A 24,162-nucleotide genomic window follows, 5' to 3' on the forward strand; every position below is an offset into this window, starting at 1 on the left:
CGTGGCGGAGCAGGGCGGGGAGTCCGTCCACAACCGCATCGCCGTGCTGCGCGCCGAGCGGGGCGTCAGCCGGCGCGAGCTCGCCGACGCCCTCGGCGTGCACTACCAGACCGTCGGGTACCTCGAGCGCGGCGAGTACGCCCCGTCGCTGCACCTCGCGCTGCGGATCGCGACCTTCTTCGACGTGCCGGTCGAGGTCGTGTTCTCGCTGACGCCGTTCCCGCGGATCGGGACGCCGGCGGCCACCTCGGGGGGGTGACCGCCGGGACGCCACGACCCGGCCCGGGCCGCCGCGACGGCGGACCCGGGCCGGGCCGGGGGGCGGGCCGTGGCGGCGGCCCCCGCGGTGAGCGCGTGCGCCGTCCGGTGCGTCCGGCCGTCGGACGCACGCGCCCCCGCGAGCGTCAGGACGGCGTCACGCGGCGTCGTCCAGCGGGCGGACGTCGTGGTCGTGCCGGCCCTTGCCGGGCCACCACGGCTTCCACGGCTTGCCCTGGTCCCCGGGGCCGGAGACGCCGTTGATCGCGGACGTGTCCTGTGCGAGCGAGAACGTCGCGAACGCCATGGCCTTCGTCATGATCCGCAGCGCCTCGTGGCTGACGTTCGTGATGTCGTCGGCGGGGGAGTGGTAGTTCGGGTCGTAGGGGATGCCGGCGGTGCCGCCGAACAGGGCGACCTCCGCCTCCGTCTTCGAGCCGTCCGCCCCGGTGAACAGGCCGGACGCCGGCACGCCGTTGACGATGAACGCCTGGTAGTCCGACCGGCCGGAGAACTCGGTGTCGACCCACGGCTGGCCGATCCCGTCGAAGTACCCGGTCAGCACGTCCTCGGTCTCGGCCGACCCCGCGGGCACGGCGACGGGTGCGGGGTACGTCGACTCGTCCGCGTCGTAGACGCCGATGATGTAGTTCGGCGATCCGACCATGTCGAAGTTCAGGTACGTCGCGAGGCGGTCGAGCTCCCCCTCCTGCGTCGCGAGCTCCTCGACGTAGGCGGTCGACCCGATCAGCCCCAGCTCCTCCGCGCCCCACCACGCGAACCGGACGGTGTTGTTGAGGCGCTTCTCGCGCGCCAGCTGCACGGCGACCTCGAGGATCGCGGCCGACCCGGTGCCGTTGTCGTTGATGCCGGCGCCCTCCTCGACGCCGTCGAGGTGCGCGCCCAGCATGACGACGTTGTCGTCGCGGCCCGCGCGCGTCTCGGCGAGGACGTTGAAGCTCTCGACCTCCTCGCCGTGCAGGCGGGCGTCGAGCGTGACCTCCACCGGCCCGGCCTGCGCCGCCGCGACGATCGCCTGCCCGTCCGCGAGCGACAGCCCGACCACCGGCACCGCGACGACGCCCTCGGCGCCCAGCGTGCCGGCGAACAGCCCCTCGACGTTGTTGTGCACCACGACGCCCACCGCGCCGAGGCTCTCCGCCGCGAGCGCCTTCGCGGAGAACGGGCAGTCGCCGCGGCTGACGACCGCGATCGCGCCCGCCGGGTCGGCGTCGCCCCACGCCTCGGCGGTGCAGCCGAACGGGTCGTCCGGGATCGCGGCGGGGGCCGTCAGCCCGCCCTCGGGCGTGTTGACCGAGAACGCCATCTGGTCCACCTCGTACGCCGCGCCGCCGGTCACGGTGAGCGTCGCGGCGTCGACAACCTCGCGGTCGAACGTGAACGGGTCGCGCCACGTGCGGTAGCCGGCGCGGCGCAGCGTCCGCTCGACGTACTGCGCGCTCGCCTCGTAGCCGGGGGTGAGCGCGGCGCGGTTGCCGTCGTTGCGGTCCGCGATGCGCTGGAACGCGTCGAGGTGGCGCAGGACCGCGCGCGAGCTGACCTTCTGCGCGAAGCGCTCGGCGCTGCCGCCCTTGCCGTGGGCCGCCGCGGGTGGTGCCAGGAGTGCCGTCACCCCGAGCGTCAGCGCGACCGCGCCGGCGAGGGTGGTGGTGGGACGTCGAGCGGACACGAGGTGCCCCCTTCTCCACGGTGAGGGGCGCCGGCCGGTCGGCCGGGCCGCGATGGTCACGTCGCCCGCCCAACGTAGGCGCCGGAGGCCTGCGACGTCACCACCCTGGATGACTTCCGCGTTACGACTCTGTGACGCGGGCCGCTGCGGGCGCGTGCCGTGGACCGTCGGCGGGGCCGCGGCACCGCCGACGTAGCATCCCGAGCCGTGACCACCCCCATCGCCACGACCCACGCCGGCTCGCTGCCGCGCACCCCCGAGCTCATCGCCGCCAACGCCGCCCGCGCCGCCGGCGAGCAGCGCCCCGACTGGGACGAGTTCCTGCGCGACCAGGTCGTCGCGCTCGTGCAGCGCCAGGTCGACCTCGGCATCACCGTCCCCGGCGACGGCGAGTACGGCAAGGCCATGAGCAGCGCCCTCGACTTCGGTGCATGGTGGTCGTACTCGTTCCAGCGGACCGGCGGGCTCGAGCTCGACACGTCCATGGCGTGGGCGACCGAGCAGCACCTCTCGTCCCCCGGCGACCTGCGCACGACCGGCTTCCTGCACCGCCGCGACCAGCAGCGCTTCACCGAGGCCTACCGCGACCCGGCGTCCGGCGTCATGTCGGGCGAGGCGCCGACCGGCTTCCCCAAGGCCACCGGCCCGCTGACGTACACGGGCCAGGCGGCCATCGCCGCCGACGTCGCGAACCTGCGCACGGCCCTCGACGCCGCCGGGGTCTCCACCGGCTTCCTCACCTCCATCGCGCCCGGGTCGGCCGCGCGCCTCGCGAACGAGCACTACGCGACCGACCGCGAGTACCTGTTCGCGTGGGCCGACGTGCTGCGCGAGGAGTACGTCGCGATCCTCGACGCCGGCCTCGTGCTGCAGCTCGACGACCCGTCGATCGCCGAGAACTGGGACCAGATCGAGCCCGAGCCGTCCGTCGACGACTACCTCGCGTTCACCGCGCTGCGCGTCGAGGCGCTGAACCACGCGCTGCGCGACCTGCCCAAGGACCGCATCCGGTTCCACCTGTGCTGGGGCTCCTGGCACGGCCCGCACACCACCGACCTGCCCATGAGGGACATCGTCGGCACCATGCTCCAGGTGCACGCCGGCGCGTTCTCGTTCGAGGCCGCCAACGTGCGGCACGAGCACGAGTACCGCGTGTGGGACGACGTGACGCTGCCCGCGGGCGCCGTGATCCTGCCCGGCGTGGTGTCGCACGCGACGAACGTCGTCGAGCACCCCGAGCTCGTCGCCGAGCGGATCGAGCGGTTCGCGGCGCGCGTCGGGCCGGAGAACGTCGTCGCGTCGACCGACTGCGGGCTCGGCGGGCGCGTCCACCCGCAGATCGCGTGGGCGAAGCTCGAGGCGCTCACCGAGGGCGCCCGCATCGCCGGCGCCCGTCTCGGCTGACGCCACCGACCACCGCCCGCCCGGCGCCCGCGTGCGGCGCGGCGTCGGTGCGCGCAGGGTGGGGGCATGACGGCGGGGGCGACGGCATGAGCGGCGACGGGCACCACGAGCCCTGGGGCGACGAGCGGCGGACGCGGCAGCTCGCACGGGTGCTGGTCTGGCTCGGCGTCGTGGTCGTGCTCGGGGCCGTGTTCGGCATCGTGTTCGTGCTCGCGAGCTGACCCACGGGGGATGCCCCGGGGGACGGGCGTCGGCCCTGACCTGCGCACCGCGTGACGCACGCCGCGCACCCGTCACGTGCTGGGCGCCCGTCCAGCATGTGGCGGGTGCGTGCTTATACTCCGGACAGGTCCTGAGTTCCGGCGACAAGCTCTGGCTGGCCGGGCAGCAACCCTCCGACCGCGACGGGGTGCTCCAGATGACGACCGGGCCCTCCCCCGGAGGGCAAGTGCGGCCCCGGACCGGGGCGCTGGTGAGCGACTCGAGGAGCGTGCGCGATGTCCTGTTGTACCGGCTGGTGAGCGGCCTCCTCCGCTGAGCCACGGCGCCCCCGCGCCGTCGTCCCCACGGCCCCCCTGCGGCCGGTGCTCCGCCGTCCGCGGCGCGGGCGAGCCGCCGCGCGTCCTCCCCGAGGTCCCCATGAACGTCCGTCGTCCCCTCGTCCGCGGGCTCGTCGCCCTCACCGCCGCGACCCTCCTGCTGAGCGCCTGCACCACCACCGGCGACCCCGAGCCCGGTGGGACCGCCGCCGCCGGCGGCACGGTCCAGGAGGCGACCGTCGTCGTCGCCCAGGAGCTCAACACGATCGACCCGCCGCTCGCGATCGACTCCAACTCCGCGATCGTCGTCAACAACGTCTACGAGGGCCTGTACCGCCTCGACGAGGCCAACCAGCCCGTGCCCGCCGGCGCAGCCGACCTCCCGGAGGTCAGCGCGGACGGCCTGACGTACACCATCCCGCTCAACCCCGACGCGACGTGGTCCGACGGGACCCCCGTCACCGCGCACGACTACGTGTTCGCGTGGCAGCGGGCGGTCGGCCTCGACAACGCAGGCGAGAACCAGAAGTACTACGGGACGATCCTGAACGCCGACGCGATCATCGCCGGCGAGCAGGAGCCCGACCAGCTCGGCGTCGAGGCGACCGACGACCACACGCTCGTCGTGACGCTCGCGGCGCCCGTCGCGTACTTCCCCTCGATGCTGGCCGTCGTGCCGTTCTTCCCGGTCAGCGAGGCGTACGTGACCGAGCAGGGCGACGCGTTCGCGTCCGACTCCGAGCACGCGGTCTACAACGGCCCGTTCGTGCTCGCCGACTTCGCCGGCCCCGGCATCGGGACCGACTGGACGTACGAGCGCAACGACGAGTACTGGGACGCCGGGTCCGTGCGGCTCGACTCGATCGCGGTGCGGGTCGTCAAGGAGACGACCACCGCGGTCAACCTCTACAAGAGCGGCGAGGTCCACCAGGTCGCGATCGCGGGCGCCCAGGTCCAGGCCGAGCAGGCCGACCCCGGCTTCGTCGCCGACACGACCGCGACGTCGGCGTTCCTCGGCTACAACCACGCCGACCCGGTGCTCGCGGACCCGCGCGTGCGCGAGGCGATCTCGCTCGTCATCGACCGCGAGGCGCTGACGGCGAGCGTGCTGGCCGACGGCTCGACCCCCGCGACCGGCCTGGTCCCGCCGGGCCTGGCCACGAGCCCCGACGGCGAGGACTTCGCCGACGCCGCCGGTGACCTGCTCACGACCGACGTCGCCCGCGCGCAGGACCTGTGGGCCCAGGCGCGCGCCGACCTCGGCGTGAGCTCGCTCGCGATCGACCTGCAGACGTTCGAGTCCGACCGCACGCGCGCCGTCGCGGAGTACCTGCAGGGCGCGGTGCAGGAGAACCTGGAGGGCGTCACGCTGGCGGTCACCACCAACCCGGTGGCGAACTTCCTCGAGAAGACGGGCTCGGGCGCCTTCGGCGCGTACCTCGTCACGTGGGGCGCGGACTACGCCGACCCGTCCAGCCAGCTCGGCCTGGTCCGGTCGGACGCCGGCACCAACTGGGGCGGGTACGCCAACCCCGAGTTCGACGCCGCCCTCGAGGCCGCGCAGGTCACGCACGCGACCGACGCCGCCGCACGCTTCGACGACCTGCTGCACGCGCAGGAGGTCCTCGTCGCCGACCAGGGCGTCACGCCGATCTACTTCCAGAGCTCGACGCTGCTGCGCTCGCCGGACCTCAAGGGCGTGGTGTTCCACACCGCCGGGCCGGCGTTCGAGTACAAGTCGGCGTACCTGGAGGACTGAGTCACGACGGGCTCAGCGCCGCGGCCAGCGCCGCGACCGCGACGAGCCCGGCCCCGGCGAGCACCCAGGGGGACCACCCCCGCGGCTGCCGCACCCGGCGCACCTGCCCGGGTGCGGCGGCCGGACCGGGCCGGCGTCCGCGCAGGACGCCGAGCTGGCCGGACGCCCCGATGGTCCGCACGGCGCCGACGAGCAGGAGCAGCAGACCCACGATGAACGCGACGTCCGACACGGCCCTCACGCGGCACCGCCGCGCGCCCGGGAGGTCGTCGTGAACCTGGCGAGGTACGTGGGCGGGCGCCTGGTGTACATGGCGCTCACGCTGTGGGTCGTCGTCACCGTGACGTTCTTCCTCATGCACCTGCTGCCCGGGTCGCCCTACGTCGACCTGCACAAGCTCACGCCCGAGCAGATCGCCATCCTCGACGCGCGGGCGGGTCTGGACCGACCGCTCCTGGAACAGTACGTGCTCTACGTGCGCAACCTCCTGACCGGTGACCTGGGCGTCTCCTTCCAGTTCAAGAACCAGCCGGTCACCGCGCTGCTCGCGGGGCGGATCGGCCCGTCCGTCCAGCTCGGGCTGCAGGCGCTCGTGGTCGGGACCGTCCTCGGCGTCGTCCTCGGCGTGGTCGCGGCCGTGCGGCGCGGGACGTGGCTCGACGGCGGGTCGACCGTGCTCGCCGTGATCGGCCGCTCGGTGCCCAGCTTCGTGCTGGCCGCGGTGCTGCAGTACGTGCTCGCGCTGCGGCTCGGGCTGTTCCCGATCGCCGGCTGGCGCGACCTGTCCTCGACCGTGCTGCCGACGCTCGCGCTCGCGATGGCGCCGCTCGCGGACTCCGCCCGGTTCGTGCGCACCGAGATGGTGGAGGTGCTCGCGTCCGACCAGGCCGAGCTGGCGCGCGCGAAGGGCCTCGGGCCGTGGCAGGTCGCGTGGCGGCACGGCGTGCGCAACAGCGTCGTCCCGCTCATCACGCTGCTCGGGCCGATGTCCGTCGCGCTGCTCACCGGCTCGCTCGTGGTGGAGAACATCTTCGCGGTCCCCGGCATCGGCGAGCAGTTCGTCAAGTCGGTGCTGGCGAACGACTACCCGACGATCATGGCGGTGACCATCCTGTACTCGGCCCTCCTGCTCGTGGTCGTGCTCGTCGTCGACGTGCTCTACAGCCTCGTCGACCCGCGCATCCGGCTCGGCGGGGAGGTGCGGCGATGACCGCGCCCGCGCTGCCGCCGGAGGCGTTCGCGCCGGTCCCGCGCCCCGACGGCGAGGCCGGTGCGCCGCGCCCCGACGCGCCGCACGCCCCCGCGCGCTCGCACGACGCCTGGCACCGGCTGCGGCGTCGGCCCGCCGCGCTCGTCTCGCTCGCGCTGCTCGTCGTGGTCGCCGCGGTCGCGGTGCTCGCGATCTGGTTCACGCCGCACGACCCGACGCTGCAGGACGTCACGCGCGTCAACCTGCCGCCGCGCCTGCCGGGCGTCGACGTGGCCGGGCTCGACGGCACCGCGGTCGTCGGTGGCGAGCGCGTCGACCGGTACGCGCAGGCCGGGGTCCCCGCCGACGTGCACCACCTGCTGGGCACCGACGGCTTCGGCCGGGACCTGCTGTCGCGGCTGCTCGTCGGCGTGCGCGTCTCCCTGACGATCGCGCTCGTCGCCGGTCTGCTGGACCTGACGATCGGCGTCGCGTGGGGTCTGGTGTCCGGGCTCGGGGGACGGGCCGTCGACGGCGTGCTGCAGCGCGTGCTCGAGGTGCTGTCCGGCATCCCGACGCTCGTCGTGCTCGTCCTCATGCTCACCGTGCTGGAGCCCGGCCTGGTGACCATCGTGCTGGCCATGGCCGTCACGGGTTGGATCCCGATGGCGCGCCTCGTGCGCGCGCAGGCGCTGCGGCTGCGCGAGCAGGAGTTCGTGCTGGCCGCGCGCGTGCTCGGCGCCGGCCGCGTGCGGCTCGCCCTGCGCCACGTGCTGCCCGGGTCGGTCGGCCTGATCGTCGTGCAGACGATGTTCACGATCCCGACCGCGATCTTCTTCGAGGCGTTCCTCAGCTTCATCGGCCTGGGCCTGCGCCCGCCGACCGCGTCGCTCGGCACGCTGCTCGACACCGGCTTCGAGACGTTCACGTTCCTGCCACACCAGATGCTCGCCCCCGCCGTGACCCTCTCGGTCCTCATGATCGCGTTCAACCTGCTGGCCGACGGCCTGCGAGACGCGTTCGACCCGCGGGGGGTGACCCTCCGGTGAGCGCCGCACCGGTCCTCGAGGTCGACGACCTGCACGTCTCGTTCGCGACCCGCGCGGGGCGCGTGCAGGCGGTCCGCGGGGTGTCGCTCACGCTGCACGCGGGCGAGGTGCTCGCGGTGGTGGGCGAGTCCGGCTCCGGCAAGTCCGTCACGGCGCGCGCCGTGACGGGGCTGCTGCCCGCCAACGGGCGCGTCGACGCGGGCTCCGTGCGGTACCGCGGGCAGGACCTCGTGCGCGCCGACGAGCGGGCGCTGCGGCGCGTGCGCGGCAACGGCATCGCGATGGTCTTCCAGGACCCGATGACGTGCCTAGACCCGACGATGACGATCGGCGCGCAGGTCGCCGAGCCGCTGCGCGTGCACACGTCGCTCTCGCGGCGCGCGGCCCGGGACGCCGCGGTGCGCCTGCTCGAGCGCGTCGGCATCCCCGAGCCCGCCGTGCGCGCCCGCCAGTACCCGCACCAGTTCTCCGGCGGGCAGCGGCAGCGCATCGCCATCGCGATCGCGCTCGTGTGCGGGCCGGACGTGGTGCTCGCGGACGAGCCGACGACCGCGCTCGACGTGCGCGTCCAGGCGCAGGTCCTCGACCTGCTCGGTGAGCTGCGCCGGGACACCGGCACGGCGGTGGTCCTCGTCACGCACGACCTCGGCGTCGTCGCGAGCGTCGCCGACCGCGTCGCCGTCATGTACGCCGGTCGCATCGTCGAGATCGGCACCGCCCGGGAGGTGTTCGGCCACCCGCAGCACCCGTACACGTGGGGCCTGCTCGGGTCCCTGCCCACCGCCGACCAGCCCGACGGGCGGCTGCTCGCGATCCCCGGGTCGCCGCCCGACATGATCGACCCGCCGACCGGCGACGCGTTCTGGCCGCGCAACCCCTACGCCGTGCGCATCGACACCGAGCAGGCGCCGCCGTTCTTCGACGTCTCCCCGACGCACCGCGCCGCGACGTGGCTGCTCGCACCGGGGGCACCCGCGGTGGAGCCGCCCCCGGCGGTCGCGCAGCGGTGGGCGCGCCACGCCGCGTCGGCGGACCTGCCCGCGGGCCGGCCGACCGAGCCCGTCGAGCCGGGCGGTGGCCGGTGAGCGGCGAGCACCTGCTCGAGGTGTCCCGCCTCGTGCACACGTTCGGCGGCCGGCGCGGGCCGCGCGTGCACGCGGTCGACGACGTGAGCCTGTGGGTCGACGAGGGCGAGACGTTCGGCCTCGTCGGCGAGTCCGGCTCCGGCAAGTCGACGCTCGGGCGCTGCGTCGTCGGGCTGTACGCGCCGACGGGCGGGAGCGTGCGGTACCGCGACCGCGACGTCACCCGCTGGGCCCGCGCGCGCGACGCGTCGCAGCTGCGACGCGAGGTGCAGATGGTCTTCCAGGACCCGTACGCGTCGCTCGACCCGCGCATGCGGGTCCGTGACATCGTCGCCGAGGGCCTCGAGATCGGGCGCCTCGAGCCGGACGCGCGCCGGCGTGCGTCCCGCGTCGACGACGCCCTCGCCGCGGTCGGCCTCGACCCCGCGGTCGGCGGCCGGTACCCGCACGAGTTCTCCGGCGGTCAGCGCCAGCGCGTCGGCATCGCGCGGGCGCTCGTCCTCGAGCCGCGGCTCGTCGTGTGCGACGAGCCCATCTCGGCGCTCGACGTGTCCGTGCAGGCGCAGATCGTCAACCTGCTCACCGACCTCAAGCGCGACCGGGGGCTGACGTACCTGTTCGTCGCGCACGACCTGGCGATGGTGCGCCACGTCAGCGACCGCGTGGGCGTCATGCACGACGGGCGGCTCGTGGAGGTGGGCCCGGCGGACGACGTCTACCGCGACCCCCTGCACCCGTACACCCGCAGCCTCCTGGCGGCGGTCCCGGTGCCGGACCCCGACGCGCCGCCGCGGCCGCGGCTGCCGTACGACGCACCCGCGCGGCACGGCGAGCTCGTCGAGGTGCGTCCGGGCCGGTGGGTGCGCGAGGCGGTCGACGCCGGGTAGGTGTTCCCCGAGGGGCGCCGTGCTCAGTTCTCGTCGGTGGTCGCGGTGGGCTCGGGGCTCGCGGGGCTCGCGGTGCTCGCGGTGCCCTCGGCGGCGACCTCCGCCGCGACCGGCACGTCGAGGAGGCGGAAGTCGTCCGTGGCGGACGAGGTGCCCGTGCCGGCCTGGAAGACGACCGTCTCCACGTCGAGGCGCGGGTACACGAACGAGAACGTCCGCGTCTGGCCCCCGTCGATCCACGAGCTGGCGTCCAGGTCGGAGGCGGTGAACCACTCGCCGCCGGGCCACGCGTCGTTCGCGCCGACCTGGTAGTCCAGCGGGAACAGGCGCGTCGCGCCCTGCAGCACCGAGCCGCGCGCGGTGATGCTGTGCGGGGTCACCGTGTCCCTGCCGCGGTGCGAGGAGAAGCCGCGCAGGAAGCCCGGGGCCCAGCCGAGGCCGTCCTTCTGGTCGGTGGCCGTTACCGTCAGGTCGACCACGACGTGCCCGTGCACGCGGCGTGCCGACGCGTCGACCTCCCACTTACGGATGTTGTTCGCGATGGGCAGCGGGGTGCCTGCCGTGCCGACGAGGGCCTCGAACGGCGGCAGCTCGCCCGTCGTCGTGACGTCGGTGCGCGTGACGACCGTCGACGTCAGCGTCACCGTGACGCGCCGGTTGAGCGCCCGGCCCTCGTCGGTGCCGTTGTCGGCGACGGGCTCCTGCTCGCCGCGACCCTCGACGCGGGCCGGGTACGCGGCCGCGTCGACCTGCGCGCCGAGGGCGTCGGCGACGGCCTGCGCGCGCCGCCGGGACAGGTCCAGGTTGTACGCGTCGTCCGCCTGGTCGTCGGTGTGGCCGACCACCTGGACCGTGCCGGGGTCGCGCTCGGACAGGCGCTGCGCGACGAGCGCGACGGCGTCCGCGGCCTCGGGGGCCAGGTCCGCGGAGTCGAACGGGAAGAGCACGTCCGAGCCGAGCGTCACCTCGACCCGGTCGGTCGACTCGGTCGTGCGCACCGCGCCCGCCAGCTCGGCGCTCGTGGACTCGAGCGGGAACGTCGGCGCCGTCACGACGGCGTCCAGGTCGAGCGCCTCGGGCGGCTCGACGTCGTCGGGCGTCGCGGTCGACGACGTGCCGCCCGTCGGGCGGGCGGACGCGCTCGCCGCGGCGTCGGCGGCGGCGGCCACGTCGTCGGGGTGCGCGGCGGACGGCAGCTCGCCGTCGACGATCGGCACGTCCGCGAACAGGGGCGCTCCCGGGACCAGCAGCGACAGCCCGGTCACGTCGGCGGGCGGCGCCGCGAACGGCATCTGCAGCCGCGTGCCGTGATCGGCGCGCACCCGGTTCCAGTGCTCGGGTGCGACCACGGGCTTGCCGTCGGCGCCGGCACCCACGTGGTGGACGACGTCGCGCGCAAGGTCGAGGAGCCGGACGTTGACGGGCGGCCTGCCCTCCGCGACGAACGACGTGACCCCGAAGCCGGTCACGTGCACGGGGTCGTCCTCGTCCACCTCCTCCAGGGGCACCAGGTCGAGCGTCAGCACCACGTGCTCGCCCGCACGCACGAGCGGGTGCACGCGGACCTCGAGGTCGACGCCGCCCTCCGGGATCACGGCGGTGGCAACCACGTCCTCCGGCTGCGGGCCGGGGTCGGCGCTCGCGGTCGCCGGAGCCGAGGGGTCGGGGGAGCCGCCGGCCGTGCAGGCAGCGAGCGCGGCGACGAGCAGGGCGCCGACGAGGGCACGGACGGGACGCTGCGGGCGCACGGAAAGGCTCCTGGGGGTGGGGAAGGGGCCCATCGTGCCGGATACGTCCGGCCGCCCGCGTCAGGCGTCCGGGTGACGCGGCGGGAGCGCACCCGACGTCGCACGAGCGCACCGGACGTCGCACGAGCGCACCGCTGAGCACGGGCGCGCTCGACCGACGACCGGCGCGGTCGACGGAGCCGTCAGGAGGTCTGCGCCACGAACCCGTCCCCGTCGGCGACGACGCTCCACCGGCGGACGTCCTTGCCGACGCCGTCGTTGCTCTTCTCCTGCAGCACGGCGGTGTGGGTGTCGGCGGTGCCCTGGCCGCAGACGACGTGCTCGCCCGTGCTGCCCCGCAGCAGGACGGAGACGGTGCCGACGAAGTCCGTGAGCGCGACCGGGGTGCGCCCCTGCACCTCGAGCACCTCGTAGGGGACGGCGGACACGATGGGGTCGACGGTGGTGTGCATCGTGGTGCTCCGATCGGATGCCGGGTCTTCTCACGGCGGGGGTGGGCCTGCTGCGGAAGTGCGGCGTCGGCCGCGCCGAGCCGACGCGGTGCGGCACGGAGGTGCGTGTCGCGCGAGTGACGTGGAGCACAGTGACGGTACCCCGTCGACCCCGGCACCTGCTACGGCCGGCGCCGGCCGGTGACCGGCGCCCACGCGTCCCGCCGCGGGCCCGTCAGGCCGACGCGCGGGCCAGGACGATCTCCTCCGCGGCGGCGCGCAGCACGGGCGGCGCGTCCAGGGCCGCCAGGTGCGAGAGGCGCACGTGCAGCGGCCGGTCGGACGTGAGCACCTCCAGGACGCGGCGCTTGAGCTCGTACCCCGCCTGCGCGGCGTCGAGCAGCCGGTGGAGCCGGCCCGCGACGTCGTTCGGGCGCAGCGTCGGTGCCGCGCCGAGGCCGACGCGCAGCACCGCGCCGACGGGCACGTCGTGGACCGTCACGCGCAGGTGCCCCTCGGCGGTGCGCGCCACGACCGGCTCGACGGCCGCGCCCTCCACGGTGGCGACGGGCGCGACGTCGTCCGCCACCGACAGGAACGTCGCCGTCCACGTCCGCGCCGCGGGCAGGAACCCGGTCGCACCGGTCGCCGGCCCGACCGTCAGCACGCCGGCCGCCTGGTCCCACCGCAGCGGCGTGCGCGCGACCCGGGACTCGTCGCGGCCGTCGCCCGTGCCGTCGTCCTCCACCATCGTGAACGCGCCGTCCGCGCCCACGACGACGAGCACCTCGAGCCAGGTCGGCTCGACCGGGTCGTCCGCGGGCACCTCGGCGGCGTCGAGCGGGACGAGTGCCCCGGCCGGTGCGAGCACCGGGACCGAGGCCAGGTCGCGGTGCAGCACCAGCTGCCGGCCGCCGTCGTAGACCAGGCCCGTCAGCACGTCCACCCACACGCCGTCCGGGAGCCACGCGCGCACGGGCGCGACCGCCGCCGCGCGGTCCCGCGGCGTGGTCACCGCGGCGACCAGCAGCTCCGAGCCGAACGCGACCTGGCCGGGCACGTCGTACGCCTCCGTGTGCCGGGACCAGCGGTGGTACATCGGCGTCACGAGCGGCACGCCGTCGCGCGCCGCGCGGTGGTTCATGGTGTGCAGGTAGGGGACGAGCCGGTGCCGCAGGCGCAGGAACTCGGTCTGGACGGCGGCGTGCTCGGGCGCGTAGGCCCACGGCTCCTTGGTCATGAACGGGTTGTTCGAGGAGTGCAGGCGCAGGACCGGCGAGAACACGCCCAGCTGCACCCACCGGGTCGCGAGCTCGTCGTCCTTGGCGCCGAACATGTGCCCGCCGACGTCGTGGCTCCACCAGCCATAGCCGATGTTCGCGGCCGTCGCGGTCACGTACGGCTGGAACCGCAGCGACGCCCACGACACCACGGTGTCGCCGGAGAACCCCACGGGGTAGCGGTGCGAGCCCGGCCCCGCGTACCGGGAGAACGTCAGGGGGCGGCGCCCGTCGCGCGCGGCGTCGAGGAAGTGGAAGTGGTTGAGCATCCACAGCGGGTCGATCCCCGCGATGCGCGAGTGCGCGCCCTGCTGCCAGTCCAGCCACCAGAAGTCGACGCCCTCGGCCTCGAGCCGGCGGTGCAGCACGTCGAAGTAGGCCGTCAGGAACGCCGCGTCGGTGACGTCGAACGCGACCGGCTCGCGCGTCGCGGGGTCGAGGCCCAGCGCCGCGCACATCTCCTCGTACACGTCCTCGTGCGGGCCGACGCCGTCCGCCGGGTGCACGTTGAGGGTCACGCGCAGGCCGCGCGCGTGCAGGTCGTCGAGGAACGCGCCCGGGTCCGGGAACAGGTCGCGGTTCCAGGAGTACCCGGTCCAGCCGCTGGAGATCGCCGGGTCGACGTCCGTGACGTGCCAGTCCATGTCGAGCACGGCCACCGAGAACGGGATCCCGCTCGCCGCGAACCGGTCGAGCAGCGCCGCGTACTCGTCGGCGGTGTACGGGTGGTACCGGCTCCACCAGTTGCCGAGCGCCCACCGCGGCAGCACCGGCTGCGGCCCGGACACCGCGTACAGGGCGCGCACCGCCTCCGCGTGGTCGTGCCCGTACGCGAACACGTAGAGGTCGGTGCGGCCGCCCTCGCGCGGTGCGACCCAGCCGTCGTCGGTCAGCAGGAAGGACCGGGAGTCGTCGAGCACGGCGTAGCCCCACCGCCCCACCACGCCCGGCTCCAGGGGGATGGCGCCGTCGGCCTCGTCCAGCGTGCGCACCGTGCCGCCGAGGTTCCGGTCCGGGGTGTCCTGCCCGTACCGCCACACCGAGTGGTAGTTCGTCACCGCGCCGAGCACCGCCACGGACAGCCCGCTCGTCGTGAACGGGCCCTTGTCGTACGTCAGCCGCAGCCTGCTCGTCACGACCTCGAGGTGGCCGCCCTGGTCGACGACGCGGAAGTCCGGGACGGGCTGGCGGCGGTGCAGCGCGAACGTCGACGCGCGGTCCTCGAACACGCCGTCCTCGGCGTACTCCAGCCGCACCAGGCCCTCGGTGAGGACGGTGATGCGCCACCGGTCGCCCGCGACGACGGCACCGGGGTCGGCGACGGGGGACGTGGGCAGGCTGGGGGACGGCATGCGGTCCATCCTTCGCGCGCCCGCACGGGCCCGCACCCGCAGCCGGCACCCGCCCGCCCCGGCACCCGCCGGCCCCGGCACCCGCGTCCCGGCCGTCGAGCGCGCCACTCGTCGCACGAGCGCGCCACTCAGGACGGGCGCGCTCGTGCGACAAGTGGTGCGCTCGCGAGTGCGCGGGTGCGCGGTTGGACGGGTGAGGGCTCGGGGTGCAGGGGGTGACGATCGGCGGGGAGGAGCGTGCCCGGAGGGGAATGGCCGGCGGGCGGAGGTCGTTGGGACCGGCATGCCACTCGACGGTGAGTACGCCCCCAGCCCCGACGCCTTCCCGCGCGAGCAGGTCGAGCTCTTCGAGCGCTCGAACGGCGCGGAGGGCAACACGCTGAACGGCCGCCCCGTGATCGTCATGACGACGGTCGGCGCCCGGAGCGGGAAGCTGCGCAAGATCCCGCTCATGCGCGTCGAGCACGACGGCGAGTACGCCGTGGTCGCGTCCAAGGGAGGCGCCCCCGAGCACCCGACGTGGTTCCACAACCTCACCGCGCACCCGCGGGTCGAGCTGCAGGACGGGCCCGTGCGCCGCGAGTACGACGCCCGGCTGGTCACCGGCGAGGACCGCGCCACCTGGTGGGCGCGGGCCGTGCAGACGTGGCCGGCGTACGACGAGTACGTGACGAAGACGGACCGGGAGATCCCCGTCTTCGTGCTGAGCCCCGTCGGCGACTGAGCCGACTGAGCGGACTGAGCCGTCGGGGACTGAGCGCGGTCGCTGCCGCCCGGTCGCTGCCAGCCCGGTCGCGGCCCGGACGCGCGGACGCGCCGGCTCAGTGCGCCGCTCGCCCCTCGGCGGCCGCCGCCACGATGCGCCCCACGCGGGCGGCCCGCGTCGCCGGCCGGCGGGCCTCGGCCAGCCAGCGCAGCTGCGCGCGCCGCACGCCGGGCGTGAACGCGTCCCACCCGGACGCGGCGGCGGGGTCGGCGGCCAGCGCGTCGGCGAGGTCGGCCGCGACGACGCCCGCCTCGGCGTCGTCGTACATCTCCCACGTGCCGTCCGCGCGCGCCGCCGCGATCACGGCCCGCCCGGCGTCCGTCATCCGCCCCGACGCCTCCACGCGCGCGAGCCGCTCCTTGGTCAGCCGCGACCAGCCGCTGCCGGGGCGGCGGCGCGTGCACCAGATCTCCGTGCGCTCGTCGTCCACGGTGCGCTGCGTCGCGTCGATCCAGCCGACCGCGAGCAGCTCCTCGACCAGCGGCTCGTAGCCGAGCGCCGGACGTCCCGACGACGGCTTCCACCGGACGACCCACACGCCGGGGCTCGTCGCGTGGTGCTCGGCCAGCCAGGCGCGCCACCCGGCGGCGGTCGCGACGAGCACGCGCTCGTCGCGACCGCTCCCCGGGCCGGGCGCGTCCGTCACAGCGGGGGCGCGTCCTCGCCGAGCGGCTCGGGTGCGCCGCGACCGAGCATCGAGTGCCGGTAGGAGTACGCCGCGTAGATGACGAAGCCGACGACCAGCCAGGCGAGGAACCGCAGCCAGGTCAGCGTCGTGAGGTTGAGCATCAGCCAGATGCACGCCACGCCGGAGATGATCGGCAGGACCGGGGACCACGGCACGCGGAACCCGCGCTCCAGGTCGGGGCGCGAGCGGCGCAGCAGCGGGATGCCGAAGCTGACCAGCACGAACGCGGACAGCGTGCCGATGTTGATCATCTCCTCGAGCAGCTCCACCTCCGACAGGCCGGCGATGAGGGCGATGATCACGCCGCACGCGATCTGCAGCCCGACGGGCGTGTGGAACCGCCGCGACGTCTTCGACAGCCCGCGCGGCAGCAGCCCGTCGCGGCTCAGCGCGAACACGATGCGCGTGAGGCCGAGCATGAGCACCATGAGCACGCTCGTGAGCCCGACGAGGATGCCGATCGAGATGACCCGCCCCGCCCAGTCGGCGCCCACCAGGACGAACGCGCTGGTCAGCGACGGGCTGTCCTGCTCCGCGAGCTCGGTGTAGCTGACCATGCCCGTGACGACCACGGTCACGAGCACGTACAGGACGGTCACGAGCGCGAGGCCCCCGAGGATCCCGCGCGGCACGGCGCGCTGAGGGTCCTTCGTCTCCTCGGCGGTGGTCGCGACGACGTCGAAGCCGATGAACGCGAAGAACACCAGCGCCGCACCGGACAGCAGCCCCATGACGCCGTACGTCGAGGGCTCGAAGCCGAGCAGGAAGCCCGACAGCGGCTGGTCCAGGGTGGTCGAGCCGGGCGCCGCGGGCTGCGACGGCGGCACGAACGGCGTCCAGTTCTCGGCCTTGACGTAGAAGAAGCCGGCGACGATCACGAAGATCGTGATGGCGACCTTGAGGATCGTGAAGACGCTGTTCACGCGCGTGCTCAGGCGCGTGCCGATCGCGAGCAGCGTCGTGAACACGGCGACGATGAGCATCGGCGCCCACGCCACGTCGACGCCCGCGACGGTGGACGTCGTCGGCACGTCCATGCCCAGCAGCGTGAACGCGTCCGCGAGGTACACGCCCCAGAACTTCGCGATCACCGCCGACGCGAGCAGCATCTCGAGGATCAGGTCCCAGCCGATGATCCAGGCGACGAGCTCGCCCATCGTCGCGTAGGAGTACGTGTACGCGGACCCCGCGACCGGGATCGTCGACGCGAACTCGGCGTAGCACATGATCGCCAGGCCGCACACGACCGAGGCGATGAGGAACGAGACGATGACGCCCGGGCCGGCGTACTGCGCCGCCGCGGTCGCGCCGACGGAGAAGATGCCCGCGCCGACCGCGACCGCGACCCCGAGGACCGCGAGGTCCCACGCGGTGAGCGACCGGTGCAGCTGCCGCTCCGGGTCGTCGATGTCCGCGAGCGAGGCCTCGACCGACTTGCGCCGCAGGACGCCGCGGGGCGCCGGTGCGGTGGCCCCCCGGCCTGCCGTGCCGTCGTGCGTCATGGTGGTTCCCCTCCCCCTGGTACGGGCCGGCGGCGCGCGTCACCGTGGACCTGCCGTCGCGGCGGGGCGCCCCGCGCACGAGCATGTCGGAGACGCGGATCGACGGCCAATCGGGTGACGCGACGGTGCCGGTCGCCCACCTCACCCGGCCCGCGGCACCGGGTCCGCCACACCCGGTCCGCCACGGCCGGCGAAACCGGACTTCCTCATCACGGCCGGGCGGATGTGGTGAGGAAGTCCGGGGTCGACGACGGGCGGTGGGCGGGGACGGGGGGCGGGGACCGGGGTCGGCGGGCGGGGTGGTGGGGGCGCGGGCAGCATGGCGCGCATGACGCAGCAGGACGGGTCCACGGGAAGCCTCGCCGAGGACGACGTGGCGGGACGGCCCGCCGGGGACGCCCGGTCGCGGCAGGACGGCCCGGACGACGCGCACCGCCGGCCGCCCGGCGTGGACGACGCGACGGTCGAGGCCGTCGGCGGCGTGACGGCGGCCCTCGAGGTGGTCGAGCACGCGCGCGGGGTGCTGTACGAGTTCCACCGGCTCATCGGCCAGGCCGACATCGAGCTGGGTGAGGCGCTCGAGAAGCTGGAGGCCGCCGGGCACGCCGAGCTCGCCGCGGGCCTGCGCGCCGACGTGCTCGGCGCGAACGTGCTCGCGGGCCGCTGGACGTTCCAGGTGGTCGAGGACTTCGACGCCGGGTACCACGCCACGTTCCGCGCGGCCGAGCAGCGGGTGCGCGACGAGCTCATGGCGGGCCGCCGGCACGTGTACGAGGCCGCGCTGAAGGAGCGGAACCGCACGCACGGGCGCGCGGGGCACGAGGCGCTGCCGGAGGACCTCGGCACGGGGACCTGACGGCGCGCGGCGCCGTCGGGCGGGGTACCGCCCGGCGAGGGCGCTCGGCCGTCCCCAGCGTCCGCCGCGACGACGCGATCCCCGTGGACGGCGGGTCGGCGGCGTCGATGTCCGAGGTGTCCGGCATGCTCCCGGTCCGTGACCTCACTGCTGGACGCGCTGCCCGACAGCCCACGACGCCGCGCCCGGCGCGGGCCCTGGGGGCTGGTGCTCGTGGTGGCGGTGGCGGTGGGGCTCGGCGGTCCCGTCTGGCTCGACGCGCGGGCGGGCGCCCGCTACCCGGTGGCGGCGGCCGACGTGGAGACGGCCCGCGCCCAGCTCGCGGACCTGCCGGTCAAGGGCCGCGCGCCGCGCACGGGGTACGAGCGCGAGGAGTTCGGGCAGGCGTGGGCGGACGTGGACCGCAACGGCTGCGACACGCGCAACGACGTGCTCGCGCGCGACCTCGTCGACATCGCGACGAAGCCCGGCACGCAGGACTGCGTCGTGCTCAGGGGCACGCTGCACGACGTCTACACCGGCACGACCATCGACTTCGAACGCGGGCCGCAGTCGTCGCAGGTGCAGGTCGACCACGTGGTCGCGCTCTCCGACGCGTGGCAGAAGGGCGCGCAGCAGTGGACGGACGAGCAGCGCCGCGAGTTCGCCAACGACCCCGCGAACCTGCAGGCCGTGCAGGGCCGGGCCAACCAGCAGAAGGGCGCCGGCGACGCCGCGACGTGGCTCCCACCGGAGAAGGGCTACCGCTGCGTGTACGCGCTGCGCCAGGTCGGCGTGAAGCACGCGTACGGGCTGTGGGTGACGCGGGCCGAGCGGGACGCGCTGGCCCGGGAGATCGACCGGTGCGCGGTCGTGCGGTGACCGTGCTGCGCTCGCTCCGGCGTCAGCGCTCGCCCGTCGGCGTGTGCACGAGCTGGCCCAGGTCGTCGAACCGCAGCGCCCAGCCCGGCACACCCGGCCGGCGCTGCCACGGTCGCGGCCCCTCGAGCGGGCGGTACCCGACCCCGGCGGCGTCGAGCCGGGCCAGGTGCGCACCCGTGAGGCGGCGTTCCAGGTCGGCGAACCCGGCGCGCTCGCGCATCTCGCGCGGCGTCCACACCACCTCGGCGAACGCGCACAGCCGCGGCCACGTCGCGTAGTCCACGCGCCGCGGGGAGTCGAGCTGTTCCGTCCACACCTGCGCCTGCGCGCCCAGCACGCGCCCGGCGCCGTCCTCGGCCATCGTCTCGGCCGCCGCCGGGCTCACCGGCTCGAAGGCGTGCACGTCCTCGAGCGTGTGCACCGTGCCGACCGGCACGGGCTCGTCGAGGCCGGGCGCGGCACGGTGGTCGAGGTACAGGCGGTGCTCGGTGCAGACCACGACGTCGTGGCCGTCGCGCAGCGCGTCCAGGCCGCTGCGCACGCCCCGCCAGGAGTTCACGACGACGTCCCGGGGCACGCGCGCGCCGCCCACCTCGTCCCACACGCTGACGCGCCGCCCGTGCCCGCGCAGGTGCTCGGTGAGCCGGCCGACGAACCACGGCAGCAGCTCGTCCACGTCCTCCAGGCCCAGCTCGCCGACCCGCGCGAGCGCGGCCGGGTCCGCGGCCCAGGCGTCGAGCGGCACCTCGTCCCCGCCGAGGCACACCACCGGGGAGTCGAAGACCTCGACGAGCTCGTCGAGCACCGTGCGGTAGAAGTCGAGCACCGCCTCGGTCGGGGCGAGCGCGTGCGGGTTGAGGCCCCACCGCGTCCACACCTCGTCCGGCGCGGTCCCCGCCGCGAGCTCCGGGTACGCGGCCATCGCCGCCTGCGAGTGCCCGGGGACGTCCAGCTCCGGCACCACGGTGACGCCCCGCGTGCGCGCGAACGCCACGATCTCGCGCAGGTCGTCCTGCGTGTACCAGCCGCCGTGGGGGCGGCCGTCGAACAGCGGCGAGCGCGACGAGCCGAGCTGCGACTCCCGGCGCCAGCCCCCGACCTCGGTGAGCCGCGGGAACGCCCGGACCTCGAACCGCCAGCCCTGGTCGTCGGTGAGGTGCAGGTGCAGCACGTTGAGCTTGTGCGCGGCGGCGAGCTCGACGAACCGCAGCACCTCGCGCTTCGGCAGGAAGTGCCGCGCGACGTCCAGCAGCACGCCGCGGTGGGAGAAGCGCGGGCCGTCCTCGACGCGCACGCCCGGCAGCGGCAGGGCGGACGCGTCCAGCGGCGCGTCGCGGAACGCGGCCGGGCCGACCAGCTGACGCAGGGTCTGCACCGCGTGCCGGGCGCCGTCGGCGCCGGCGGCCCGGACCTCCACGCCCGCGGGGCCGACGTCGAGGACGTGGTGCTCGGGCGCGAGCGCCGGGTCGTGCGTGAGCGTGACGACGAGGGCGCCGGGCGGCGGCTGGTCCGCGGAGGGCGGTGCGGGGGGTGCGGTGCCGTCCGCGGAGGGCCGCACGGGCGATGCGGTCCCGTTCGCGGGGAGGGGCGCGGGGCGTGCGGGACCGCCGGGGGACGGTGCGGGTGCCGCGCACCCGGGACGGTCCGCGACCGTCAGCCGGCGGCCGAGGCGGCGCACGACCAGGTCGGCGAGCAGCGGCAGCGCACCCGCGAGCGCGGGGTCGAGGACGACGTGGACACGCTCCCACACGGCGGTGCCGCGGGCGCGGGACGTGACTCGCACGGGGGCGGGGACGAGCGCGGGCCCCGCGGCGGCCGGCCCCGCGGCATCCGGCTCAGCGGCGCCCGGCGCCCGGGCGGGCCGGGGCCTCGGGGTCCACCCGGAGGCGTCGGCCGCCGCCGTCATGCGCCCGTCCGCGCGCTCGTGCGCCCGGCCCACGCGGTCACGCCCCCGTCCTCGACCCCGGGGCCGCCGTCGCCACGCCGCGGTGTGCCGGCGCGGTGTCGGTCGCCGGGACGGGCACGCGTCCCACGGACGCGCCGCCGAGCAGCCGCGTGACGGCCCGCGCCGCCAGCACGACCGTGCGCGCGTGCGCCTGCACGGCCGCGGCGGACAGCTGGGTCGCCGGTGCGTGGACGCCGAGCGCACCGACCACCGTGCCGGTGTGGTCGAGCACGGGCGCCGCGACGCCGCGCACCTCGGGGTCGCCCTCCCGGTCGTCGATCGCGAAGCCGCGCCGGCGCGTGCGCAGCAGCTCGGCACGGAGCTCGCCCGGGTCGGTGATGGTCCGCGACGTGTAGGGCGCCAGGCCTGCCGCGACGGTGCGGTCGACCAGGGACGGTGCGGACAGCGCGAGCACGGCCTTGCCGGTGGCGGAGCAGTGCAGGGGCGCGTGCGCGGCCGCCCGCTCGGCGACGCGCCCGGACGCGGCGGGGGCGGCGTGCCGGCGCGTCACGCGCACGAGCAGCCCGTCCGGCACCGCGAGGACGGCCGTGCACCCGGTGGTCGCGGCGACCTCGGCCAGGTGCGGGTCGGCGACGGCGCCGACGTCGAGCGCGGCCAGGTACGCGTGCCCGAGGCGCAGGGTCCCGGGCCCGAGGCGGAAGCGGCCGCCGGCGACGTCGCGGGCGAGGAGCCCCGCCTCGAGCAGCGGGACGGCCAGCCGCAGCACGGTGGACTTGTGCACGCCGAGCCTGCGGCCGAGCTCGGCGGCGGACAGCCCCGCGGGGTCCGGGTCGGCCGCGCACACGTCGAGGAGGGCGAGCGCCCGCCGCAGCGACAGGGACTCGTTGCGCCCGGAGGCGCCCGGGTCGCCGGCGGCCTGGGTGTCGCCGGGAGCCGTGTCGGTGGGTCCTGCCGCGGTGGGCGTTGCGTGCACCGCGACACCGTGGCACGCCCGGCCCGGTTGCCGGGAGAGGCGCCCCCGCCGTCGCGCGTCGCCGTCGCGACCTGCACACCCGTCCAGTGCGTCGCGCCCGCGGCGCGGCGACCGGCGGGCCGGCCTCAGGACGACGACGACGACGGTGCCGCCGCCCGGGCGCGCCGCGCCACCGCCGACCCGACCGCGATGCCCGCGAGCACGCCCAGGGAGATCGCCACCATCGTGGCGCCGGCCGTCACCACGGTCGCGAGCGCCGGTGCGCCCTCGCCGATCACCGTGGTGACGCCGACCAGCCCCAGCGCGCCCGGCACGAGCAGCCAGAACCCCGGCAGGAAGCCCACGAGCGTGGGCGGGCCCGTCGGCCGCGTCGCCGCGAACATCGCCACGACCGTCATGGCCAGCGCCCCGACGAACGCGGACGGCACGCGGCCGAGCAGCAGCCCGCCGATCACCTGGCCGGAGTAGGCGACGACCAGCACGAGGAGGATCCACGGCAGCGCGCTGCGGTACGCGCAGTTGTGGAACACCACGCCGCACCCGTACACGAGCACGCCGAGCCACGGGCCGGCCCAGCCCAGGGGCTGGGGGGACGCTGCGCCGACGCTCGTCGCGGGCACCCCGACGAGCGCCGCGGCCGCGGTGATGCCGAGCGCCAGCAGCACCAGCTGCATCGATCCGGCGGCGAGGCGCGCGGACCCGGCGATCATCTGCCGCGTGGCGAGGTCGATCGCGGCCGTGGTGAGCAGGGCCCCCGGCAGGAGGGACACCAGCGGCGCGGCGAGCGGTGCGAGCGTGCCGACGTCGAGACCCGTGCGGGACAGCGCCAGGACCGCGGCGGAGACGAGGAACGCACTGACCAGCACGAGCAGCGCCTGGTACACGGCGGGCAGGCGGGTCGCGGCCACCTGGAGCCCGGCGACCCCGGCGCCGAGCACCGCCGCGACCACGACGTCGAGGAGGCTGCCGCCCAGGATCATCGCGAGCCCCGCGGACGACGCCACGTACCCCAGCACCCGCGTCGGGCCGTCGTACAGCGGCGGCGCGTGGACGGCCGCGCGGACGCGCGCCAGGCCCTCGGCCGGGTCGATGCGGCCGGACTCCGCGGCGTCGGCGACCTGCAGCACGTCGGCCACCTGGTGCAGCCGCAGCGCGCGACCGCCCGCGCTCGAGGCCACGGTCTGCGGCGAGGCGCCCTCGGGCACGGAGATCACCAGCGCCGTCGGCAGGGCGACGACCGCGACGCCGGGCAGCGCGTTGACCGCGGCGATCCGCTCGATCGTCTCCTCGACCTGCACGACCGGGGCGCTCGCGTCCGTGAGGGCCGTGCCGAGCGCGACCAGGAACTCCATCGTCACGGCGGGGTCGGCCGCCGGGGCCGACCGGGTGGGGGCAGTCGCCGGCGCGGGGGTGTCGGTGACGGCGCCGTCCGCGTTCGTCACGACCGCCGCGGCCGCGGGCTCCGGCCCCGACGCCGGGTCGCCGCGGCGCGCGCGGCGGTACAGGACGACGAGCACGGCGGTGACGACCAGCAGGACCAGGGCCGCGGTGAGGACCACGCCGAACGGGATGGTCGACGACGCGACGGCCGGCTCGCGCGACCACGGCACGACGGTCCCCGGCACGGACGCGGGGGTGGTGGGCGTGGCGGTCGGGACCGTGGTCGGCGTCGCGGTCGGCACCGGCGCCGGGACCGGCGTGGACAGGTCCGTGGCGGTCGGGGCCGGTGCGGGGCCGGGGACGGGCCCGGCGGTCGGGGCGTCGGTGGCGCTCGGGGTGGGCGCGGGGCTGTCGACCGTCGGCGCGGGCGTCGGCGTCGTCGGCGGCTCGACGCCCTGCGGCGTCTCGGGCGGTGTCGGCCCAGGGGCGGGCGGCACGTCGACCCCGTGCGCGAGCCGTCCGCCGGGTGCCCCCATGGGTCGATCCTCTCCCTCCGGCA

At 75.7% G+C, this 24,162-nt stretch carries 21 protein-coding genes and 1 riboswitch; of the genes, 11 read left to right on the plus strand and 10 right to left on the minus strand.

The genetic code is table 11. From position 1 onward, the window contains the following. Position 1 precedes the first annotated feature (1 nt). Positions 2-259: a helix-turn-helix transcriptional regulator gene (locus E5225_RS01155; protein ID WP_135972247.1), complete on the plus strand. Its 258-nt coding sequence runs from the start codon at positions 2-4 to the stop codon at positions 257-259. Between the two features lie 156 nt (positions 260-415). Here the strand turns inward: E5225_RS01155 and E5225_RS01160 are convergent, their stop codons facing one another. Next, complete coding sequence (locus E5225_RS01160; RefSeq protein ID WP_135972246.1) at positions 416-1,948, minus strand: M20/M25/M40 family metallo-hydrolase; 1,533 nt, start codon at positions 1,946-1,948, stop codon at positions 416-418. Positions 1,949-2,155: 207 nt separating this feature from the next. On the opposite strand from E5225_RS01160, the gene E5225_RS01165 reads away from it, so the two are divergent. The 3 genes from E5225_RS01165 (at position 2,156) to E5225_RS01170 (ending at position 5,650) form a co-directional block, all read left to right on the plus strand. Beyond that, positions 2,156-3,352: a cobalamin-independent methionine synthase II family protein gene (locus tag E5225_RS01165; RefSeq protein WP_135972245.1), complete on the plus strand. Its 1,197-nt coding sequence runs from the start codon at positions 2,156-2,158 to the stop codon at positions 3,350-3,352. A gap of 86 nt (positions 3,353-3,438) precedes the next feature. After that, entirely contained in the window at positions 3,439-3,573 is a 135-nt protein-coding gene (locus E5225_RS18100) for a hypothetical protein (RefSeq protein ID WP_279536515.1), read from the plus strand. 127 nt (positions 3,574-3,700) lie between these two features. Continuing rightward, positions 3,701-3,809: riboswitch (SAM riboswitch) on the plus strand. 182 nt (positions 3,810-3,991) lie between these two features. Further along, a complete protein-coding gene (locus tag E5225_RS01170) occupies positions 3,992-5,650 on the plus strand; it encodes a peptide ABC transporter substrate-binding protein (protein ID WP_135972244.1) in 1,659 nt (552 codons plus the stop codon). A 1-nt stretch (position 5,651) separates the two neighbouring features. On the opposite strand, the gene E5225_RS01175 is transcribed toward E5225_RS01170, so the two are convergent. After that, positions 5,652-5,891 carry a hypothetical protein gene (locus E5225_RS01175; protein WP_135972243.1) on the minus strand — a complete coding sequence of 80 codons (240 nt, stop codon included), beginning with the start codon at positions 5,889-5,891 and terminating at the stop codon, positions 5,652-5,654. A gap of 30 nt (positions 5,892-5,921) precedes the next feature. Between E5225_RS01175 and E5225_RS01180 the strand changes: the two genes are divergently transcribed. From E5225_RS01180 to E5225_RS01195, 4 genes are read left to right on the plus strand one after another with little or no spacing between them, the layout of a single operon-like run. Then, complete coding sequence (locus tag E5225_RS01180) at positions 5,922-6,860, plus strand: ABC transporter permease (RefSeq protein ID WP_279536514.1); 939 nt, start codon at positions 5,922-5,924, stop codon at positions 6,858-6,860. Further along, positions 6,857-7,888 (plus strand): ABC transporter permease, encoded by a 1,032-nt coding sequence (locus E5225_RS01185; RefSeq protein ID WP_135972242.1) that lies wholly within the window; start codon positions 6,857-6,859, stop codon positions 7,886-7,888. Before E5225_RS01180 ends, E5225_RS01185 begins: the two co-directional genes overlap by 4 nt. Then, the gene (locus tag E5225_RS01190; RefSeq protein ID WP_135972241.1) at positions 7,885-8,973 is read left to right on the plus strand and encodes an ABC transporter ATP-binding protein; all 1,089 of its coding nucleotides are present in this window, start codon (positions 7,885-7,887) and stop codon (positions 8,971-8,973) included. Before E5225_RS01185 ends, E5225_RS01190 begins: the two co-directional genes overlap by 4 nt. After that, entirely contained in the window at positions 8,970-9,860 is an 891-nt protein-coding gene (locus E5225_RS01195; RefSeq protein ID WP_279536513.1) for an ATP-binding cassette domain-containing protein, read from the plus strand. The genes E5225_RS01190 and E5225_RS01195 overlap by 4 nt, the downstream gene beginning before the upstream one ends. A 23-nt stretch (positions 9,861-9,883) precedes the next feature. Here E5225_RS01195 and E5225_RS01200 read toward each other — a convergent pair whose 3' ends face one another. From E5225_RS01200 to E5225_RS01210, 3 genes are all read right to left on the minus strand, one after another. After that, positions 9,884-11,608 carry an OmpA family protein gene (locus tag E5225_RS01200; protein ID WP_166435888.1) on the minus strand — a complete coding sequence of 575 codons (1,725 nt, stop codon included), beginning with the start codon at positions 11,606-11,608 and terminating at the stop codon, positions 9,884-9,886. A gap of 182 nt (positions 11,609-11,790) precedes the next feature. After that, positions 11,791-12,060, minus strand: coding sequence for a hypothetical protein (locus tag E5225_RS01205; RefSeq protein WP_135972239.1), 270 nt, complete (start codon positions 12,058-12,060; stop codon positions 11,791-11,793). Between the two features lie 214 nt (positions 12,061-12,274). Then, positions 12,275-14,671 (minus strand): glycoside hydrolase family 31 protein, encoded by a 2,397-nt coding sequence (locus E5225_RS01210; protein ID WP_135972238.1) that lies wholly within the window; start codon positions 14,669-14,671, stop codon positions 12,275-12,277. A 283-nt stretch (positions 14,672-14,954) separates the two neighbouring features. Between E5225_RS01210 and E5225_RS01215 the strand changes: the two genes are divergently transcribed. Further along, the gene (locus tag E5225_RS01215; protein WP_135972237.1) at positions 14,955-15,395 is read left to right on the plus strand and encodes a nitroreductase family deazaflavin-dependent oxidoreductase; all 441 of its coding nucleotides are present in this window, start codon (positions 14,955-14,957) and stop codon (positions 15,393-15,395) included. Between the two features lie 97 nt (positions 15,396-15,492). Here E5225_RS01215 and E5225_RS01220 read toward each other — a convergent pair whose 3' ends face one another. Next, positions 15,493-16,083: a YdeI/OmpD-associated family protein gene (locus E5225_RS01220; RefSeq protein WP_208012448.1), complete on the minus strand. Its 591-nt coding sequence runs from the start codon at positions 16,081-16,083 to the stop codon at positions 15,493-15,495. Beyond that, on the minus strand, positions 16,080-17,627 hold the full coding sequence (locus E5225_RS01225; RefSeq protein ID WP_135972236.1) for an amino acid permease: 1,548 nt from the start codon (positions 17,625-17,627) through the stop codon (positions 16,080-16,082). The genes E5225_RS01220 and E5225_RS01225 overlap by 4 nt, the downstream gene beginning before the upstream one ends. A 328-nt stretch (positions 17,628-17,955) precedes the next feature. On the opposite strand from E5225_RS01225, the gene E5225_RS01230 reads away from it, so the two are divergent. Together E5225_RS01230 and E5225_RS01235 are read left to right on the plus strand one after the other, a co-directional pair. Beyond that, positions 17,956-18,483 carry a hypothetical protein gene (locus E5225_RS01230; RefSeq protein ID WP_243738085.1) on the plus strand — a complete coding sequence of 176 codons (528 nt, stop codon included), beginning with the start codon at positions 17,956-17,958 and terminating at the stop codon, positions 18,481-18,483. 138 nt (positions 18,484-18,621) lie between these two features. After that, positions 18,622-19,344, plus strand: coding sequence for an HNH endonuclease family protein (locus E5225_RS01235; RefSeq protein WP_135972235.1), 723 nt, complete (start codon positions 18,622-18,624; stop codon positions 19,342-19,344). 22 nt (positions 19,345-19,366) lie between these two features. Here the strand turns inward: E5225_RS01235 and E5225_RS01240 are convergent, their stop codons facing one another. The 3 genes from E5225_RS01240 to E5225_RS01255 form a co-directional block, all read right to left on the minus strand. After that, positions 19,367-21,127, minus strand: coding sequence for a family 20 glycosylhydrolase (locus E5225_RS01240; protein ID WP_243738084.1), 1,761 nt, complete (start codon positions 21,125-21,127; stop codon positions 19,367-19,369). Positions 21,128-21,287: 160 nt separating this feature from the next. Further along, positions 21,288-22,223: an IclR family transcriptional regulator gene (locus E5225_RS17385; RefSeq protein WP_166435887.1), complete on the minus strand. Its 936-nt coding sequence runs from the start codon at positions 22,221-22,223 to the stop codon at positions 21,288-21,290. Positions 22,224-22,348: 125 nt separating this feature from the next. Next, the gene (locus E5225_RS01255; RefSeq protein ID WP_135972233.1) at positions 22,349-24,139 is read right to left on the minus strand and encodes a threonine/serine exporter family protein; all 1,791 of its coding nucleotides are present in this window, start codon (positions 24,137-24,139) and stop codon (positions 22,349-22,351) included. Positions 24,140-24,162 lie beyond the last annotated feature (23 nt).

Source organism: Cellulomonas shaoxiangyii (assembly GCF_004798685.1).
GTDB lineage: Bacteria > Actinomycetota > Actinomycetes > Actinomycetales > Cellulomonadaceae > Cellulomonas > Cellulomonas shaoxiangyii.

What these genes read in the sequence shown, in the direction of transcription:
- E5225_RS18100 (WP_279536515.1), top strand. Translation starts at nt 3,439, where the DNA reads ATGAGCGGCGACGGGCACCACGAGCCCTGGGGCGACGAGCGGCGGACG.
- E5225_RS01170 (WP_135972244.1), top strand. Translation starts at nt 3,992, where the DNA reads ATGAACGTCCGTCGTCCCCTCGTCCGCGGGCTCGTCGCCCTCACCGCC.
- E5225_RS01185 (WP_135972242.1), top strand. Translation starts at nt 6,857, where the DNA reads ATGACCGCGCCCGCGCTGCCGCCGGAGGCGTTCGCGCCGGTCCCGCGC.
- E5225_RS01205 (WP_135972239.1), bottom strand. Translation starts at nt 12,060, where the DNA reads ATGCACACCACCGTCGACCCCATCGTGTCCGCCGTCCCCTACGAGGTG.
- E5225_RS01210 (WP_135972238.1), bottom strand. Translation starts at nt 14,671, where the DNA reads ATGCCGTCCCCCAGCCTGCCCACGTCCCCCGTCGCCGACCCCGGTGCC.
- E5225_RS01215 (WP_135972237.1), top strand. Translation starts at nt 14,955, where the DNA reads ATGCCACTCGACGGTGAGTACGCCCCCAGCCCCGACGCCTTCCCGCGC.
- E5225_RS01225 (WP_135972236.1), bottom strand. Translation starts at nt 17,627, where the DNA reads ATGACGCACGACGGCACGGCAGGCCGGGGGGCCACCGCACCGGCGCCC.
- E5225_RS01230 (WP_243738085.1), top strand. Translation starts at nt 17,956, where the DNA reads ATGACGCAGCAGGACGGGTCCACGGGAAGCCTCGCCGAGGACGACGTG.
- E5225_RS01255 (WP_135972233.1), bottom strand. Translation starts at nt 24,139, where the DNA reads ATGGGGGCACCCGGCGGACGGCTCGCGCACGGGGTCGACGTGCCGCCC.